Source organism: Roseateles sp. P5_E1, from assembly GCF_054049335.1.
In genome coordinates, this window is record NZ_JBFUMN010000004.1 from 61,862 (window position 1) to 78,505 (window position 16,644).

The following is a 16,644-nucleotide window of genomic DNA, read 5'->3' on the forward strand; positions in this document are numbered from 1 at the left end:
AAACGACACGAGACACCCCATGGCCACCACCCACCAGCCCTTGTCCTTCATGGAGAAGGCCGGTTACAGCTGCGGCGACGCGGCTGCGAACCTGGTCTTCATGTCCATGATCCTGTTCCAGCTCAACTTCTACACCGACGTGTTCGGGTTGAGCGCGAGCACGGCCGCCGCCATCCTGCTGTGGCCGCGGCTGTGGGATGCCATCTTCGACCCCGTCATGGGCGTGCTGGCCGACCGCACCGAGACCCGCTGGGGCAAGTTCCGCCCCTGGGTGCTGTGGACCTCGGTGCCCTGGGCCGTCGTCATGGTGCTGGCCTACACGTCGCCGGACCCGGCCTGGGGCTGGAGCACCGGCATGGTGGTGGCCTATGCGGGCATCACCAACACGCTGCTGATGACGCTGTACTCGATGAACAACATGCCCTACTCGGCCCTGGGCGGCGTCATGACGGCGGACCTGAACGAGCGCACCAAGCTCAACTCCTACCGCTTCGTGTCGGTCAACGTCGCGCAGTTCGTCGTCGGCGGCTTCACGCTGCCGCTGGTGGCCAAGTTCGCGCAAGGCGCCGACCGCGCCCACGGCTGGCAGGTCACGATGACGATCTGGGCCGCGGCCTGCCTGCTGCTCTTCATGGTCACCTTCTTCACGACCAAGGAGCGCATCAAGCCCATCGCGCAGGCCAAGTCCTCGCCCAGGCAGGATTTCAGCGACCTGCTGAAGAACGGCCCGTGGATCGCGCTGGTGGCCTACACGCTCTTCCACTTTGCGCTGCTGGCGCTGCGCGGCGGCGCCCACTACAACTACTACCACCACTACGCCGACAAGGCCGCCATGTTCGACTTCGTTGCAGCCCTGGGCCTGACGACGCCCGACGCGGCAGGCACCGGCAGCCTGGCCGACAGCCTGGGCTACATCGTGCACGGCACGCGCGACCAACTGGCCAGCTCCAACGCGGCCGACGTGTTCAACAGCATCGTCAACATGGTGGGCACAGGCACCACCATCGTCGTCATCATGCTGTCGGTGGGCCTGTCCGCGCGCTTCGGCAAACGCACGGTCGCCATCACCTGCTTCGCGCTGTCGACGCTGACTGCCTCCGCCCTCTACCTGCTGCCGCCCACCGCTACCTGGGGCATGGTGGGCCTGGCCTTCCTGGGCTCCGTCGTCTATGCGCCGACCTGCGCCGTCATGTGGGCCATGTATGCCGACGCGGCGGACTACTCAGAGTGGCAGACCGGCCGGCGCTTCACCGGCATGGTCTTCGCCACCATCGGCTTCTCGCTGAAGGCAGGCCTGGCCATCGGTTCGGCGGCCCTGCTGTGGATCCTGGCCGGCTTCTTCGGCTACGACACCCAGCAAGCTTCGGCGCCCAATGCCATTGAGGGCTACCGCTTCATGTCCAGCATCTTTGTCGGCCTGCTGTTTGCGGCCTGCACAGTCTGCATGCTCGCCAACAAGCTGACCAAGCAGACCACGCTGACGATGGCCGACGAGCTGGCCCAGCGCCGCCAGAAGGCCGGTGCCGGCCCTGATGACGACGGCCCGGCCAATGCCGTACCGGCCACCGCCTGACCTCTTTCACCACCCTTCCCTGATCCCGCAGTAAGGACCCGCCATGAGCACCGCCTATTCCGACCTCCCCACCGTCCCCTACGAAGGCCCCCAGTCCACCAACCCGCTGGCCTACCACTGGTATGACGCCAAGCGCGTCGTGATGGGCAAGACGCTGGCCGAGCACCTGCGACCGGCCGTCTGCTACTGGCACAACTTCTGCTGGAAGGGCGAGGACATCTTCGGCCTGGGCGCCACCGCCCATCAACGCAACTGGTTCGCCGAGGCTGACGCCGTCGCGGCCGCCAAGATCAAACTGGATGCCGCCTTCGACCTCTTCGGCAAGCTCGGCCTGCCCTACTGGTGTTTCCATGACCGCGACGTGGCCCCCGAAGGCGCGACGCTGGCTGAGTCCAACCGCATCCTCGACGGCCTGCTCGAAGCCGCCGCCAAGAAGATGCAGGACCAGAAGATCGGCCTGCTCTGGGGCACGGCCAACCTGTTTTCCAACCCGCGCTTCATGAGCGGCGCGGCCACCAACCCCGACCCCGAGGTCTTCGCCTACGCCGCAGCGCAAGTGAAGCACGTGCTCGAGTGGACGAATCGCCTGGGCGGCCAGAACTACGTGCTGTGGGGCGGCCGTGAAGGCTACGAGACCTTGCTGAACACCGACCTCAAGCGCGAGCTGGCGCAGTACGGCCGCTTCCTCAGCGCCGTCGTCGAGCACAAGCACAAGATCGGCTTCAAGGGCGCCATCCTGATCGAGCCCAAGCCGCAGGAACCCACCAAGCACCAGTACGACTACGACAGCGCCACGGTCTACGGCTTCCTGAAGACCTATGGCCTGGAGAACGAGGTCAAGGTCAATCTGGAGGTGAACCACGCCACGCTGGCCGGTCACAGCTTCGAGCATGAAGTCGCCACTGCCTGCGCCCTGGGCATCTTCGGCTCCATCGACGCCAACCGCGGCGACGAGCAGCTGGGCTGGGACACCGACCAGTTCCCCAACAACCACGCGGCTCTGGTGCCGGCCATGCTGGAGATCATCCGCGCGGGCGGCTTCACGACCGGCGGCACCAACTTCGACGCCAAGGTGCGCCGCCAGTCCATCGACCCGACTGACCAGCTCGAAGGCCATATCGGCGGCATGGACACCATGGCCCGCGCCTTCCTGAGCGCGGCGGCGCTGTACGAGAGCGGTCAGCTGGAGAAGGCCGTGGGCGATCGCTATGCGGGCTGGAACGGCGAGCTGGGCCAGAAGATCCAGGCGGGCGCCAGCCTTGACGAGCTCGCTGCCGTAGTTCACGCGCAAGGCATCTCGCCGGTCGCTCGCTCAGGCCGCCAGGAGCGCCTGGAGAACGTCGTCAACGCTTTCGTTTAAGCATGTTTCTCGGCATCGACCTCGGCACCTCCGAGCTGAAACTGCTGCTGCTGGACGAGCAGCACCACATCGTCGCGACCACCGGCGTCGCGCTGACCGTGCAGCGTCCGCAGCCGCTGTGGAGCGAGCAGGACCCCGCTGCCTGGTGGGCCGCGCTCGATCAAGGCATGGCGCAACTCGGCCAGAGCCACGCATCCGCCCTCGCAAGGGTGCGCGGCATCGGCCTGTCGGGACAGATGCATGGGGCCGTCACGCTGGACGACGCCGACCGCGTGCTGCGGCCGGCCATCCTGTGGAACGACGGCCGCAGCGCCGCGCAATGCGCCGAGATGATGGCCGCCTGCCCCGAGCTGCCGGCCATCACCGGCAACCTGGCGATGCCGGGCTTCACGGCGCCGAAGCTCGCCTGGATGCGCCAGCACGAACCCGAGCTGTTCGCCCGCGTGGCCAAGGTGCTGCTGCCCAAGGACTGGTTGCGCCTTTGCTTGAGCGGCTCCTTTGTGAGCGAGATGAGTGACGCCGCCGGCACGCTGTGGCTGGACGTCGCTCGCCGCCGCTGGTCGCCCGAGGCGCTGGCGCTGACGGGGCTGAACGAGAGCCACATGCCGCGGCTGGTGGAAGGCAGCGACCCGAGCGCTGGCTTGAAGCACGAGTTGGCCGAACGCTGGGGCCTGCGCGCGGGCATCCCGATTGCGGGCGGTGGTGGCGACAACGCGGCCAGCGCCGTCGGCATGGGCGTCGTCAAGCCAGGCCAGGGCTTTCTGTCTCTCGGCACCTCGGGCGTCATCTTCCTGTGCAACGAGGCCTTCAGCCCCAACCCGGCGCGTGCAGTGCATGCTTTCTGCCATGCGCTGCCGAACACCTGGCACCAGATGAGCGTCATGCTCAGCGCGGCGAGTGCGCTGCGCTGGGTGACGCTGCTGCTCAAGGAATCGAGCGAGGCCGAACTGATCGCCAAGGTCGCCCAGCTCACACCGGCCCAGCGTGAACGCGCGCCCCTCTTCCTGCCGTACCTGAGCGGCGAACGCACACCGCACAACAACGCGAATGCGCAGGGCGTGTTCTTCGGCCTCGCGCATGAGCACGATGCCGCGGCCCTCGGCTACGCGGTGCTCGAAGGCGTGGGCTTTGGCCTGCTGGACGGCTGGCAGGCCTTGCAGGCCGGCGGCGGCAAGGCCGAGTCGCTGTGGCTGGTGGGCGGCGGCGCGCGCAGCGAGTGGTGGGCGAAGTTGCTCGCCTCGCTGCTGAACATCCGCCTCGTCAATGGCGTGGGTGCCGAAGCCGGCGGCGCGCTCGGTGCGGCGCGCCTGGCTTGGCTGGCCTGTGGCGGCAGCGTCGACGAGGTCTGCCGCACGCCCGAGATCGCCCGCGTGGCCGAGCCCGATGCCGCGCTGGCCGCCGAACTGCGCCCGCGTTTTGAGCGCTTCCAGCGCCTGTATGGCGCGCTGCGGGCCGAGTTCAGCTGAGCGTCACTGCCAGGCGGGCGGCTTCGCGCCATGCATCGCCGACACTGAAGCGCTCAGACAACTGATCTGCTCTCACCAGCACCAAGTCCTGCGCATGCGCCCCACCACCGCCTTCGCCGCCCTGCTCCTCGCTTTGCTCGCCGGATGCGGCGGCGGTGGAGGCGGTGCCGCCGAACAGCCCCCGGCCAGCACGCCGGCCCTGCTGACGCCCGAGCTGACCTGGCCCGCACCGGCCGCCATCACCTGGGGCACCACGCTCAGCGCCGCCGAGCTCAACGCCAAGGCCAGCGTGGCCGGCAGCTATGCCTACACGCCGGCCACCGGCAGCCGGCCCGAGGTGGGCAGCCAGACGCTGAGCCTGGTCTTCACGCCCCAGGACGCGACCCGCTACCGCAGCGTCACGCTCAGCCGCCCGTTGCGGGTCGACAAGGCGCGACCGGCGCTGCGCTGGGACGCGCCCGGGGCGGTTGTGCAGGGCGCCGCCGTGACGGCCGCCACCATGGGCAGCGCACCCCGCGCCCTCTACGGCGTGCAGGGCGCGGCCGACCCGGCCTCGTTCAGCCTGCTGGACGGCCGGCCGCTGAGCCAGGCCAGCGCCACACCGGGCAGCACTGTGCTGCGCGCCCGCTTCTTGCCGCAGGACACGGCCCACTACGAGCCCGGCTGGGTGCAGACCCTGCTGAGCGTCAAGCCCGCGGCAGCCACCGCGAGCGTTGACTTCGGCGCGGCGCGCCAGACCATCCAGGGCTTCGGCGGCTCGGCGGCCTGGTACTACACGCCCATGGCCGCCGCCCGCGCGGACGTGCTGTTCGGCACCCAGGGCGATGACGCCCTCGGCCTGAGCATCCTGCGCCTGCGCATCGCCCCCGCGGCCTGGGACGCCACCGCCCGGACCGCCGACACCGGCGCCTGGAGCGCCGAGATGGGCAATGCCGTCGCTGCCCAGGCGCGCGGAGCCCTGGTGTTCGCATCCGCCTGGACGCCGCCCGCCTCGATGAAGCTCGCCAATCCCGAGCGGCGCGACCCGCTGTGGAGCGGGCGGCTGGACCCGGCCGCCTACGCCGCCTATGCCGAGTACCTGAACGCCTACCTGCGCTACGCCACGAGCCGCGGCGTCAGCCTCTACGCGGTCTCGCCGCAGAACGAGCCCGACTGGGACCCGGCCGACTACGAGTCCTGCCTGTGGAATGCCGACGAGCTCAAGGCCTGGATCGCCAACCACGGCGCGGCGGCCGTGGCCGGCACGAAGACGCTGCTGATGGCGCCCGAGTCGCTGAACTTTTCCCCCGCCACCACCGAGGCTCTGCTGGCCGACCCCGCCGTGGCCGCGCGCATCGGCGTCCTCGGCGGCCATCTCTACGGCGGCGTGCCGCAGGCGGCCGAGGGCGCACAGGGCCGTCCCGTGTGGATGACCGAGCACTTCCTGGATTCGGTCAACAAGTCCGGCACGGCCACGGCCTGGGCCACCGGCATCGACGACGCCCTGGCCATCGCGCGCGAGGTGCACGAGGGCTTCACCCTCGGCCAGTACAACGCCTACGTGCACTGGTGGCTGGTGAACGCCAACGACGCCCAGCCCACCGGCCTCATCGACGCCGCCAACCGGCCCAACCACTTTGGCCTGGGGCTCAAGCACTACGCCTACTTCATCCGCCCCGGGCTGCAGCGCGTCGAGGCCACCGCCCAGCCGCTGCCGGGCGTGAGGCTGTCGGCCTACGCCTCGCCGGCCGGCGCCGCCAGCCCGCGCGCCGTACTGGTGCTGATCAACGACGGCAGCCAGCCGCAAACCCTGGACCTGGCCCTGGCCGGCCGCGCGGACAGCAGCTGGACGCCCTATGTCACGACCGCCACCGCCCGTTTCGAGCGGCAGGCGGCCTTGTCCGCCACGGCCGGGCGCCTGAGCCTGACGCTGCCGGCCAAAAGCCTCACCACCCTGGTCACCCCATAAGAACGAGACACCCCGATGAAGAAGACTGTCCTGCTGCCTGCCCTGCTGGCCGTACTGGCCGCCACCGCTCAGGCCGAGGTGCGCCTGGCCCCCGTGTTCGGCGAGCACATGGTGCTGCAGCGCGAGCGCCCGCTGCGCCTGTGGGGCCAGGCCACGCCCGGCCAGACGCTGACCGTCGAGTTGGCCGGGCACCAGGCCCGCACGCAAGTCGCCGCCGACGGCCGTTGGCGCGCGCAGCTGCCTCCCCTGCCCGCCGGCGGCCCGCACCGCCTGCGCGTGCAGGGCGACCAAACGGTGGAGCTGCGCGACGTGCTGATCGGCGATGTCTGGCTGCTGTCCGGCCAGTCCAACATGGAGTGGCCGCTGGCGACCACCGACACCGGGCCGCAGGAGGTCGCGTCGCCGCAGAATCCGCAGCTGCGCCAGTTGCGCGTGCCGTTGCGCGCCAGCCTGCAGCCGCAAGCCGACATCGCGCCCGCCGCCTGGCAGGTGGCCCAGCCCGGCGCCGTGGGCGAGTTCAGCGCCGTCGGCTACCACTTTGCGCGCCAGATGCAGGCCGTGCAGGGCGTGCCCATCGGCCTCATCAACACCGCCTGGGGCGGCTCCCATCTCGAGACCTGGGTGCGCCGCGAAGCGGCCCTGCGCGACCCGGACCTGGCGCCGGCAGTCAAGGCCCTGCCGGCCGACGAGAAAGCCTTCGCCCGCGCGCGCCGTGAGCGCATCGAGGCCGCGGTCGCGGCCTGGCAGCCGGGCCTGCCCTGGCAGGGCGTGGACGCCAGCGGCTGGTCGGCCGCCGCCGACATCGACACCGCCTGGCCGACGCTGCAGGCGCCGCAGGTCTGGGAATCGCAAGGCCTGCCCGACCTGGACGGCATCGTCTGGATGCGCCGGCGCATCGAGCTCAGCGCCACGCAGGCGGCCGGCGCCGCGCAGCTGCACCTCGCCAAGGTCGATGACTGCGACGAGGTCTGGGTCAACGGCCAGCGCGTTGGCGGCCAGTGCGGCTACGACCAGCCGCGCCGCTACGAGCTGGCGCCGGGCCTGTTGCGGGCCGGCGCCAACTGGATCGCCGTGCGCATCACCGACACCGGCGGCGGCGGAGGCTTCCACGGCGACGCGGCGGCCTTGCGGCTGGACACGGCGGCCGGCAGCCTGCCGCTGGCCGGCGCCTGGCGGGCGCGTGTCGAGCAGGCCAGCGCCAACACCGGGCCCACGGCCAACGACGCGCCCACGCTGGCCCACAACGGCCTGATCGCACCGCTGCAGGGCCTGAGCGTGCGCGGCGTGCTCTGGTACCAGGGCGAGAGCAACACCGGCCGCGCAGCCGCCTACGCCGACGGCTTCAAGCGGTTGATCCAGGACTGGCGCGCCCAGTTCCAGGCCCCCGAGCTGCCCTTCCTCTTCGTGCAGCTGGCCGCCTTCCTGCCGCTGGCCGACAACCGGCCCGGCCACGGTGGCTGGGCCGAACTGCGTGAGGCCCAGGCCGCCGCGCTGGCCCTGCCGCACACCGGCATGGCGGTCGCCATCGACATCGGCGACGCGGCCGACATCCACCCCCGCAACAAGCGCAGCGTCGGCCAACGCCTGGCCGCCCTGGCCATGCATGAGCTGGGCCTGCGCCCGTCGCCCGCCACGGGGCCGCGCCTGACCGGCACCGAGGTGCGCGGCAATGAGCTGCGGCTGCGTTTTGCGCAGACCGCCGGCGGCCTGCGCACGGCCCGGGCCGGCGAAGCCTTGCGCGGCTTCCTGCTGGCGGGTGCCGACCAGCGCTGGCAACCGGCCCAGGCGCGGCTGGAGGGCACCGATGTCATCGTGTTGAGCAGCCCGGCCGTGGCCGCACCGGCGGCGGCGCGCTACGCCTGGGTCGACAACCCCAGCGAGGCCAACCTGATCGGCGGCGACGGGCTGCCGATGGCGCCTTGGCGCAGCGACAGCTGGGCGCTGGAGACGCAAGGCCGGCGCTACCCCGACTGAGCAGCGGAGAGCCGTCGGCGCTTGATCGAGATCGCAAGCGCGATGCACACGAGCAGGAAGGCACCGTCCATCAGCAGCATCGTGCTCAGCTGCTCGCCCGCCGTCCATGGCCGTGGCGAGAGCGGTGCCAGCAGCGTCTTCACGGTCGGCGGATCAGTCAGCAGCAGGTCCCGCGTCCAGTTCACCGCGGCGTGCACGCCCGCCGCCGCGGGAACGCTGCGCCAGCGCACGAACACCAGCCCGAACAACAGCGAGCCCACCGTGGTGCCCAGCAGCGCCACCTGCCAGGGCCAGCCGTTGACGACATGGAACACCGCGAACAGCAGCGCGGTGAAGAGCTGCGCCTGCCAGTGGCCCCATCCAGCGATGAGCCGCTCGAAGCTGTAGCCGCGGAACACGAGCTCCTCGACGGCGTTGCCGGACAGCAGCCAGAGCAGCGACCACGCCGCCATGCCCGCGCTGAAGTGCGGGTTCCATGCCCAGGGGATGGGCAGCACGAGCCGCGTCACGAGCGCGATCATCACGATGAGCAGCGCCCCGCCCGCAAACCCGGCGCCTAGCTGCCCCAGCCGGCGCCACGACGCATCGAGGCCAAGTACCGCGAGAGAACGCCCCTCGTACCGCAGGAAGAGATGGCTCAGCGCAATGGCGGCCCCGACCAGCACGATCGGATGCCCGACGGCGATGAGGCTCGGCACCGCCCAAATCGGCGCGCAGATCAACAGGAACAGCAGCGCCCGGCGAATCGATGTTGAAGGCGCCAGCGGCGCAGGACTTCCAGGCGGGAACGGGAAGGTGGTCATTGAAGCCTGTCGAGGAGCGTGCGATACCCAGCGGTCCATTTGACCGCCTGCCAGGCACCGCCGTCGATGACGGCCTCAATGATGCGTGCGTGCCGCGGCGTTGCGCTTGCGGGTCTCGGCGCCCTTCTTGGCCGACGCCGATCGCTCGGCCGCCGTGCGGCTGGCCGCGGCCTTGCCACCCAGGCGGCCACCCTTGCGCGAGGGCTCGTGGTTCTCGGGCTGGCCGCGACCGGAGCCCGACTTCTTGCCGCCGCCGGTCTCCTTGTTCACCGTCGCCCAGGCGCGGGCCTCGGCTTCTTCCTTGGGCACGCCGCGGTGTTCATAGCCGCTTTCGATGTGCTCGGCCTGGCGTTTCTGCTTGTCGGTGTACGACGATTTGTCACCTCGGGGCATGGCGGTCTCCGGGAGTGGAAAGATCCCACCATGCGACGCTGAGGTTCGCAGTGTTGTAGGACGCTGTGCCAATTACATCCGCTGGCCATGCAGGCGCCATGGCTTCAGACAAAGCGCGTCGACAACCTCACCACCAACTCGGGTTCGGGCGCGACGGCCCTGGGCCGGCGATGCGCCAGCAGGTCCAGCATGGCCGCGGCGGCGCGGCGGCCCAGTTCGGCCGGCGACAGGTTGACTGTCGTGCGCGGCGGGCAGGCATGGGCCGCGGCCAGCACGTCGTCGAAGCCGACGACAGAGACGTCCTCGGGAATGCGCAGGCCGTGCCGGTACAGCGCCTGGGCGGCGCCGGTGGCCATCTGGTCGTTGGCGGCGAAGAGGGCCGAGAACTCGATGCCGCGGCGCAGCAGGTCTTCCGCGGCGCGCTCGCCGCTGGCTTCCTGGTAGTTGCCCCGCTGCACTAGCGCCCGGTCCAGCGCAATGCCGGCCTCCTCCAGCGCCGCCCGGTAGCCCTGCTCGCGCTCCAGCGCGTCCGGGTGCGTCGGGTCGCCGGTGATGTGAGCAATGCGCCGGTGGCCGCGCTGCAGCAGATGCCGCGTCGCGGCGCGGGCGCCCTCGAAGTCGTTCGAGTGCAGGCTGTGCAGGCCCGGTGCCCGCAGTTCCCGGCCCGTGGCCACGACCGGCAGCTCCAGGGCCAGCTCGGTCAGGAAGCGGTCGTCCAGCGTGCCGGTCAGCACGATGATGCCGTCCACGCGGCGTGCCTTCAGCGACTGCACGCAGCGCTCCTCTTCGCGCCGGTCCCAATGCCCGCTGGCGACGACGAGGCCATAGCCAGCCTTGGACAACGCCTCCTCGACGCCGCGCAGCGTCCAGGCATAGCAGGGGCTCTCGAAGTGCTGCACGACGATGCCGATGGTGCGGGAGCGCCCATCGGCCAGCGCCCGCGCGATCGTGTTGGGCACGAAGCCCAGCCGCGCGATGGCCGCGAGCACGGCGTCGCGCTTTTCGGGGCGCACATGCGGCGCGTTGTTGATCACGCGCGAGGCCGTCGTCGTCGACACGCCGGAGGCGTCGGCCACCATGCGCAGGGTGGCGGCATGGGAAGAGGGGGAGTGACTTTTCATCGAACCATCAAACAGAAATGACAGCGTTGTCAACCGGTGTGCAATCGTGCACCAACATCTGCAATTGAGCAAGCGGGGGAGGCCGCGGCAGATCGCTTGTCGATTTCGCGGGCCGTTGTTCGTCGTGGGATGAGACGGTGGAATCGTTCCGCCGCGCCGTGACTCCTGGAGACCCGACCATGCGATTTCTTTCGATGATCCGCGCCGACGAAACCACCGGCCAAGGCCCCACCGAGCAGTTGATGGCCGACATGGGCCAGCTGATCGACGAGCTGACCCGCTCGGGGCAGCTGGTCAGCACCGCCGGGCTGCGGCCCTCCTCCGAAGGCGTGCGCGTGCGCCTGCACCGCGACGGCCAGCTCTCGGTGGTGGACGGCCCCTTCACCGAGACCAAGGAGGTGATCGCCGGCTACGCCATCTTCGAGGCGCCCTCCCGTGCCGAGGCATTCGAGCTGACCCAGCGTTTCCTTCGCCTGCACGGCACCGGCTGGGACCTCGTGTGCGAACTGCGCCAGATCGACGGCCCCGGAGAGGGCTGCACCCATTCAGTTTCCTGAAGAAAGGACCGGCCATGCCCTCCTGGTCAACGTCCCTGCGCGAGCACTACCGCTGGATCATCGTCGCCGCGGGCGGCCTGCTCGGCTGCGTGGCGATCGGCGCGCTGTTTTCCCTGCCCGTGCTGCTGCGGCCCATCGCCCTGGACACGGGCTGGTCCACCACGGGCATCTCCACCGCCATGACGGTTGCCTTCGTGGCGCTGGCCGTCGGCAGCATGTTCTGGGGAGCCCTGTCCGACCGCGTCGGCCCGCGCCTCGTGGTGGTGACGGGTGCCCTGCTCCTCACCGCCGGCCTCGTGCTGGCCAGCCTCGCCACCTCGCTCGTGGCTTTCCAGCTCTGCTTCGGCGCCATCGTCGGCGTCAGCGCGGCGGCGATCTTTGCGCCGCTGATGGCTTGCGTCACCGGCTGGTTCGACACGCGGCGCAGCCTGGCCGTCTCCCTGGTGTCGGCGGGCATGGGCATGGCGCCGCTGACCATGTCGCCGCTGGTGGCCTGGCTGGTGCAGGGCCACGACTGGCGCAGCACGCTGCAGATCGTCGCGGCGCTGGTGGCCGTCATCATGCTGCCGGCAGCGATGCTCGTGCGCCGGCCACCGGCGCTGACGGCGGCCGCCACCACGCCGGGCCAGGCCCAGGAACCCGGCATGTCCGTCGGCCAAGCGGTGCGCTCGGCACCCTTCCTGATCCTGGTGCTGACCAGCTTCCTGACCTGCGCCACCCACTCCGGGCCGATCTTCCACACCGTGAGCTATGCCGTCACCTGCGGCATCCCGCTGATGGCCGCCGTGTCGATCTACAGCCTGGAGGGGCTGGCCGGCATGGGCGGCCGCCTCGTGTTCGGGCTGCTCGGTGACCGCTTCGGCGCCGCGCGCACGCTGGTGCTGGCGTTGCTGGCCCAGGCAGTGGTGGTGCTCGGCTATCTCTATGCACGCGAGCTGAAGAGCTTCTACACCGTGGCCGCCCTGTTCGGTTTCACCTACGCCGGCGTGATGCCGCTGTTCGCCGTCATCGCACGCGAGAACTTCCCGCTGCGCATGATGGGCACGGTGATCGGCGGCACCACCATGGCCAGCAGCATCGGCATGGCGCTGGGGCCGGTGCTGGGCGGGCTGATCTACGACTCGTTCTCGAGCTACGCCTGGCTCTTCATCGGCGCATTCGCACTGGGCATGGGCGCCTTCCTGTCGGCGCTGATGTTCATGCGCCTGCCACGGCGCCCATTGGCTGCTGCGGCAGCCTGAGCGCTGCGCTCAACGCTCGAAAAAGAAACGCATCATTTCCGCGCTGGCATCGGGCCCACGAGCGTCCGCGTAGGAGCCCGACGGATCGCCGCCCGACCAGGCGTGGCCGGCACCCCGCACCAGCCATTGCTCGGTCACGACCTGGCCTTGCGCGTCCTTGTGCAGCCGCCGCCTGCAAAAACGCCCGCCGCGCTGGAGACCTTGCTGTTCATCCACGCTGACGGCGGTGCAGCCGTGGGTGGCCGCCACCTGGTCGGCATTGCTCGGATGGACCGTGGCATCGGCATCGCCGTGGAAGACGATCATGCGCACGCCGGATTTGGCCTTGTCCGACGGCGTGGGGCTGCTCCGGCCCTGCATCGCGGCCAGTGCGCCCGGCAGGTCGCGCGCCGCACCGGCAGCGAGCCCGGAGTGCACGCCTGCCGCGGCGAAGACGTCTGGGTGCGTGTCGGCCAGGATCGCCGCCATCGCGCCGCCGGCGGACAGGCCGGCCACAAAGATGTGTTTGGCGTCGACGCCATGGCTGGCAGCGATGTGCTGAACCATCGCGGTCAACAAGGCGGGTTCGCCGCGGTTGCGGCCCTGGTGGTTGTGCTTGAACCAGTTCCAGCAGCCCTGCGCATTGGCCTGGCGCGCCTGTGCCGGGTAAAGCACCAGCGCGTTGTATTCGGCACCGAGCGCGTTCATGCGCGTGCCCTTGGCGAAGTCGTCGGGATTCTGCGTACAGCCATGCAGCATGAGGACCAGCGCGCGCGGCTTGTCAGCCTGGGCCGGCGGGATGAACAGGCGGTAGTCGCGTACACCAGCGCGATGGGTGTAGTGGCCGCTGACGAACTGCGAGTTCGCGCTGACTTCAGGAGCGGCCGCCGGCATCCCTTCTTCAATGACACGCGCTTCGACGTCAATGACGGCGTCATCCAACGGTGGGGAGGGGCGAACCGGCGCTGCGCTGCGTTCCAGCGCCTCGGTGATGGCCGCCATCGCGGCCTGCAGGTCGCCGGCACGCGTGAGCGCGGTGGCGTTCTTCATCAATTGACCGAATTGCGGATGCATGGGGACTTTCAAGAGTCGAGCGCCCCGGCTTAAAGCAGCCGCCCGACCAGGGCCGTTTTGACGGCGGGACTGGCGTGGAGGCCGCCAAGCACGGTCAGCGACTCGATGGTGGCGAGCGCCAGTTCCGGCGTGACATCGGGCGCGATGACGGCGAGGCCCAGCACGCGGATCTGCAGCTTCTGCCCCGCCGCCTGGACCTCCGCCAGGTCTGCGGCACTGAACTGCTGGATGCCCAGCACGATGCTCTTGCGCGAAACGACCTGGCGCACCACTTCCGCGTGGGTGGCGATCTGGTTGCGAATGGCCGTGCGGATCAGGTCGCTGCGGTTGGCATAGAAGCCTTCCTGGACCAGCAAGTCGATCTGGCCCAGATCGACGCAGCCGATGTTGAGGGTCAGCTTTTCATCGACGGGCTTGGCCGTTCTGGGCGAAAGCAAAGGTGTGGCAGGCATGGCGCCATCATGCAACCATCCACTTGGATTCCACTAGCCTTATCTTGTAAGCGTTTCAAAGCGCCCGGCCGAGCCAAGGGCGGCAGGCCGCATCAGTCGCTGTCCTGCCCGGGCAGCAGCGCAGGCCAGGGCCAGCACTGCGATTGATCCGCGGGCTCCCAGGCATCCGCGGCCTGGTAGCCGATGACGCGCAGCAGCGAAGCCAGCGGGTTGGCGGCAGGGGCGAACCTGGGGTCCAGGGCCTTGTCGATGGTGTCCACCAGGCCTTGCAGATGGGCACGCTGGATGCGGTCCCCGCTGGTGGCCTTGGCACTGATCACACCCTTGAGATCGCGCAGCTCGGCCCTCACCACGGCTTGGCCGTCGTCCAGGCCCATCAGGCCGGCAATGCTGAGGCCGGTGAAATTGAGGCGCGCAGCGAGGGTGTCGACATAGTGGCGCTGCAGGCCGCGGCGCGGCGCGGCGATGGCAGCGCCGCTGGCGAGTTCGGTGAACACGCCGCGGCGCAGCTCGGACAACAGCTCGTCCAGGCGGTAGGCCTGGGCGCCGAACTGCGCCTCCTGGGCTGCCAGGCGCTGTGTGCGGGCAGGGTCCAGCATCATGCGCAGCAGGCTGCGCTGGGAGGTGCTGACCATGCCGGGTGGCTCGGACGCGCGCAGGCGCTGGGTCACGGCCGGGTCCAGCAGCCATGGCGGGGTGGCCAGCAGTTGGCCGGTCAGGAACTTCACCGCGCGAACCTGCTGGGCGCGAGGCACGGGCGTGGCAATGGCGCCGGGCTGGTCGTTGTGCTTGTTCTGCACGCCGTAGCCGCCCACGATGGCCGCCACGTGGCTGAGTTCGCGCAGCCACTGCGTCCAGGTGGCGCGGTAGAGATCCTCCAGGGTCTTGTCGTCCTTGCCGTCCTGCGGCACGAGGCCCGGCAGCATCTTGACCACGCGCTCCAGGTTGCGCATGCCCAGCGTGGTGGCGGCCACGGCGTCCGCATCGCCGACGGCCTCGGCGTTCTCGCCGAAGTCGCCGCCCTCGGCCTTGGGCGCGCTGAAGCGCAGCCAGGGCTTGCCGTCCTGCTCGCGCGCCCACAGGTTGAGCTGCTGGCGCTCCTCTTCGGGCGTCTTGGCGCTGGGGATGGGGGTGTAGCCCCAGCGGGTGGCGAACACGTCGTAGGGGCCGATCTTGGGAATCAGCAGCGCGGGATCGACGTTGTCCTCCGGCTGGACGAGGTAGTTGAAGCGGCTGTAATCCATCAGCGTGGGCACATGGCCCATGGTCTTGAGCCACTGGGGGTCGCGCAGCTTGTCCACCGGGTACAGGGAGCTGGCCTTCATGTTGTGCGGGAAGCCCAGCGAATGCCCCACCTCGTGCGTGACGACGAAAGCCACCAGGTCGCCCATGAGGTCATCCGGCAGCGGCAGCTTGCGGGCGCGCGGGTCCAGTGGGCCCACCTGCGTGACGTACCAGTCGCGCTGCAGCTGGACGATGTTGTGGAACATCACGATGTTGGCGTTCAGGATCTCGCCGCTGCGCGGGTCTGCCAGGTGCGGGCCGTAGGCATTGGCGGTGGGCGACGGCACCCAGCGGATGACGCTGTAGCGCACGTCCTCGGGGTCGAACTCCGGGTCTTCCTCGGGCGTGGGGAATGGCCGCGCCTGCACGGCGTTCTTGAAGCCCGCGGCCTCGAAGGCCTCGTTCCAGGCCTCGACGCCCTTCTTCACATAGGGCACCAGCGAGGTGGGCGTGGCCCTGTCGATGTACCAGACGATGGGCTTGACCGGCTCGCTCACCGCGGCGCCGGGGTCCTTCTTCTCCAGCCTCCAACGGGTGATCAGGCGCTCGCGCCGGACCTCGTGCGCGCCGGCGCCGAAGTCGGTGCGGCTGACGCTGAAGAAGCCCACGCGGTCGTCCAGCAGGCGCGGCATCATGGGCTGCTGGGGCAGTTGCACGATGCTGTAGGCCAGGTTGAGCGACACGCTGCGCGCCGCCTGCATCTGCGGCAGCACGGGCAGGCCCGGTATCGTGGGCATGGGCGTCGGCATGACGGTGTAGGTATGCACCGCGTCCACCCGCACGCTGCCGGGGAAGGCCTTGGTCTGCTCCACGTAGCTGCGGCTGCTGTCCACGCCGCCGCGCACCATGGCACGGGCGCTGAAATCGCCCACTTCGGAGTTGAACAGCCGCGTGACCTCAATCACCGGCGCGCCGTCCTTGCCGAAAGCCTCCACCGGAAACACCGCCAGGATGGCATCCCGCTGGGACAGGCGCACGGCGTCCGCGATCGGGCTGCCCGGCGCGCTCACCGCATCGTGCGACACGAGCTGCAGCATCACGCGGTTTTGCTTGAGCACGAAGCGCAGCACGTCCTGGTTGAGTGTGCGCCCCACATGATCCTGGCCCGCGGGCACGGCGGTGGCGTTGGCCACCATCAGCAGCGGCTGCTCCAGCAAGGCCTTGGGGATCTCGAAATAGAGCTTGTTCTTGAGGTTGTGGACGCGGAACAGGCCCTCCTGCGTCTTGGCCTCGGCCGTGATGACCTTGTCGAAGGGCTTGGGCTCGGTCACGTCGGGCGCCGCCGGGCGCGTTGCGCCAGCGGGCGCCGAGGCGCCGGAGGCCGGCGGAGCGGGGGGCGTTTGGGCGAAAGCCTGGCTAACGGCCAGAGCCAGCAGCAGGGCGGCTGACAGCGCCCGGCTTTGCGTCTTGTTTTTCATG

At 69.9% G+C, this 16,644-nt stretch carries 13 protein-coding genes; 7 read left to right on the forward strand and 6 right to left on the reverse strand.

From position 1 onward, the window contains the following. Positions 1-19: 19 nt before the first annotated feature. The 5 genes from ACXJKJ_RS06160 to ACXJKJ_RS06180 all read left to right on the forward strand — a co-directional run bounded on the left by ACXJKJ_RS06160 (position 20) and on the right by ACXJKJ_RS06180 (position 8,321). Positions 20-1,573 carry an MFS transporter gene (locus tag ACXJKJ_RS06160; protein ID WP_457389486.1) on the forward strand — a complete coding sequence of 518 codons (1,554 nt, stop codon included), beginning with the start codon at positions 20-22 and terminating at the stop codon, positions 1,571-1,573. Positions 1,574-1,616: 43 nt separating this feature from the next. Beyond that, positions 1,617-2,933, forward strand: a complete 1,317-nt coding sequence (gene xylA, locus ACXJKJ_RS06165; protein WP_457389487.1) for a xylose isomerase — start codon at positions 1,617-1,619, stop codon at positions 2,931-2,933. 2 nt (positions 2,934-2,935) lie between these two features. After that, positions 2,936-4,399 carry a xylulokinase gene (xylB, locus tag ACXJKJ_RS06170; RefSeq protein WP_457389488.1) on the forward strand — a complete coding sequence of 488 codons (1,464 nt, stop codon included), beginning with the start codon at positions 2,936-2,938 and terminating at the stop codon, positions 4,397-4,399. Positions 4,400-4,493: 94 nt separating this feature from the next. Beyond that, complete coding sequence (locus tag ACXJKJ_RS06175) at positions 4,494-6,347, forward strand: glycoside hydrolase (protein ID WP_056204801.1); 1,854 nt, start codon at positions 4,494-4,496, stop codon at positions 6,345-6,347. Between the two features lie 15 nt (positions 6,348-6,362). Further along, on the forward strand, positions 6,363-8,321 hold the full coding sequence (locus tag ACXJKJ_RS06180) for a sialate O-acetylesterase (protein ID WP_056204803.1): 1,959 nt from the start codon (positions 6,363-6,365) through the stop codon (positions 8,319-8,321). On the opposite strand, the gene ACXJKJ_RS06185 is transcribed toward ACXJKJ_RS06180, so the two are convergent. From ACXJKJ_RS06185 to ACXJKJ_RS06195, 3 genes are all read right to left on the reverse strand, one after another. Continuing rightward, entirely contained in the window at positions 8,309-9,124 is an 816-nt protein-coding gene (locus tag ACXJKJ_RS06185; RefSeq protein WP_457389489.1) for a CPBP family intramembrane glutamic endopeptidase, read from the reverse strand. The two genes, ACXJKJ_RS06180 and ACXJKJ_RS06185, sit on opposite strands and share 13 nt — an antisense overlap. A 75-nt stretch (positions 9,125-9,199) precedes the next feature. Continuing rightward, the gene (locus ACXJKJ_RS06190; RefSeq protein WP_056204809.1) at positions 9,200-9,517 is read right to left on the reverse strand and encodes a hypothetical protein; all 318 of its coding nucleotides are present in this window, start codon (positions 9,515-9,517) and stop codon (positions 9,200-9,202) included. Between the two features lie 104 nt (positions 9,518-9,621). Further along, on the reverse strand, positions 9,622-10,638 hold the full coding sequence (locus ACXJKJ_RS06195; RefSeq protein WP_056204811.1) for a LacI family DNA-binding transcriptional regulator: 1,017 nt from the start codon (positions 10,636-10,638) through the stop codon (positions 9,622-9,624). A gap of 179 nt (positions 10,639-10,817) precedes the next feature. On the opposite strand from ACXJKJ_RS06195, the gene ACXJKJ_RS06200 reads away from it, so the two are divergent. Together ACXJKJ_RS06200 and ACXJKJ_RS06205 are read left to right on the forward strand one after the other, a co-directional pair. Further along, positions 10,818-11,195, forward strand: coding sequence for a YciI family protein (locus ACXJKJ_RS06200; protein WP_457324161.1), 378 nt, complete (start codon positions 10,818-10,820; stop codon positions 11,193-11,195). Between the two features lie 14 nt (positions 11,196-11,209). After that, positions 11,210-12,436 carry an MFS transporter gene (locus ACXJKJ_RS06205; protein WP_457389490.1) on the forward strand — a complete coding sequence of 409 codons (1,227 nt, stop codon included), beginning with the start codon at positions 11,210-11,212 and terminating at the stop codon, positions 12,434-12,436. A 9-nt stretch (positions 12,437-12,445) separates the two neighbouring features. Here the strand turns inward: ACXJKJ_RS06205 and ACXJKJ_RS06210 are convergent, their stop codons facing one another. From ACXJKJ_RS06210 to ACXJKJ_RS06220, 3 genes are all read right to left on the reverse strand, one after another. Next, positions 12,446-13,465 carry an extracellular catalytic domain type 1 short-chain-length polyhydroxyalkanoate depolymerase gene (locus ACXJKJ_RS06210; protein WP_457389491.1) on the reverse strand — a complete coding sequence of 340 codons (1,020 nt, stop codon included), beginning with the start codon at positions 13,463-13,465 and terminating at the stop codon, positions 12,446-12,448. A gap of 53 nt (positions 13,466-13,518) precedes the next feature. Then, positions 13,519-13,941 (reverse strand): CopG family transcriptional regulator, encoded by a 423-nt coding sequence (locus ACXJKJ_RS06215; RefSeq protein WP_457389492.1) that lies wholly within the window; start codon positions 13,939-13,941, stop codon positions 13,519-13,521. 92 nt (positions 13,942-14,033) lie between these two features. Then, positions 14,034-16,643, reverse strand: coding sequence for a zinc-dependent metalloprotease (locus tag ACXJKJ_RS06220; RefSeq protein ID WP_457352399.1), 2,610 nt, complete (start codon positions 16,641-16,643; stop codon positions 14,034-14,036). Position 16,644 lies beyond the last annotated feature (1 nt).

Bases quoted from the DNA above. Each gene is read 5' to 3' on its own strand.
- ACXJKJ_RS06160 (WP_457389486.1), top strand. From the start codon at position 20: ATGGCCACCACCCACCAGCCCTTGTCCTTCATGGAGAAGGCCGGTTAC.
- xylA (WP_457389487.1), top strand. From the start codon at position 1,617: ATGAGCACCGCCTATTCCGACCTCCCCACCGTCCCCTACGAAGGCCCC.
- xylB (WP_457389488.1), top strand. From the start codon at position 2,936: ATGTTTCTCGGCATCGACCTCGGCACCTCCGAGCTGAAACTGCTGCTG.
- ACXJKJ_RS06175 (WP_056204801.1), top strand. From the start codon at position 4,494: ATGCGCCCCACCACCGCCTTCGCCGCCCTGCTCCTCGCTTTGCTCGCC.
- ACXJKJ_RS06180 (WP_056204803.1), top strand. From the start codon at position 6,363: ATGAAGAAGACTGTCCTGCTGCCTGCCCTGCTGGCCGTACTGGCCGCC.
- ACXJKJ_RS06185 (WP_457389489.1), bottom strand. From the start codon at position 9,124: ATGACCACCTTCCCGTTCCCGCCTGGAAGTCCTGCGCCGCTGGCGCCT.
- ACXJKJ_RS06190 (WP_056204809.1), bottom strand. From the start codon at position 9,517: ATGCCCCGAGGTGACAAATCGTCGTACACCGACAAGCAGAAACGCCAG.
- ACXJKJ_RS06195 (WP_056204811.1), bottom strand. From the start codon at position 10,638: ATGAAAAGTCACTCCCCCTCTTCCCATGCCGCCACCCTGCGCATGGTG.
- ACXJKJ_RS06200 (WP_457324161.1), top strand. From the start codon at position 10,818: ATGCGATTTCTTTCGATGATCCGCGCCGACGAAACCACCGGCCAAGGC.
- ACXJKJ_RS06205 (WP_457389490.1), top strand. From the start codon at position 11,210: ATGCCCTCCTGGTCAACGTCCCTGCGCGAGCACTACCGCTGGATCATC.
- ACXJKJ_RS06210 (WP_457389491.1), bottom strand. From the start codon at position 13,465: ATGAAGAACGCCACCGCGCTCACGCGTGCCGGCGACCTGCAGGCCGCG.
- ACXJKJ_RS06215 (WP_457389492.1), bottom strand. From the start codon at position 13,941: ATGCCTGCCACACCTTTGCTTTCGCCCAGAACGGCCAAGCCCGTCGAT.
- ACXJKJ_RS06220 (WP_457352399.1), bottom strand. From the start codon at position 16,643: ATGAAAAACAAGACGCAAAGCCGGGCGCTGTCAGCCGCCCTGCTGCTG.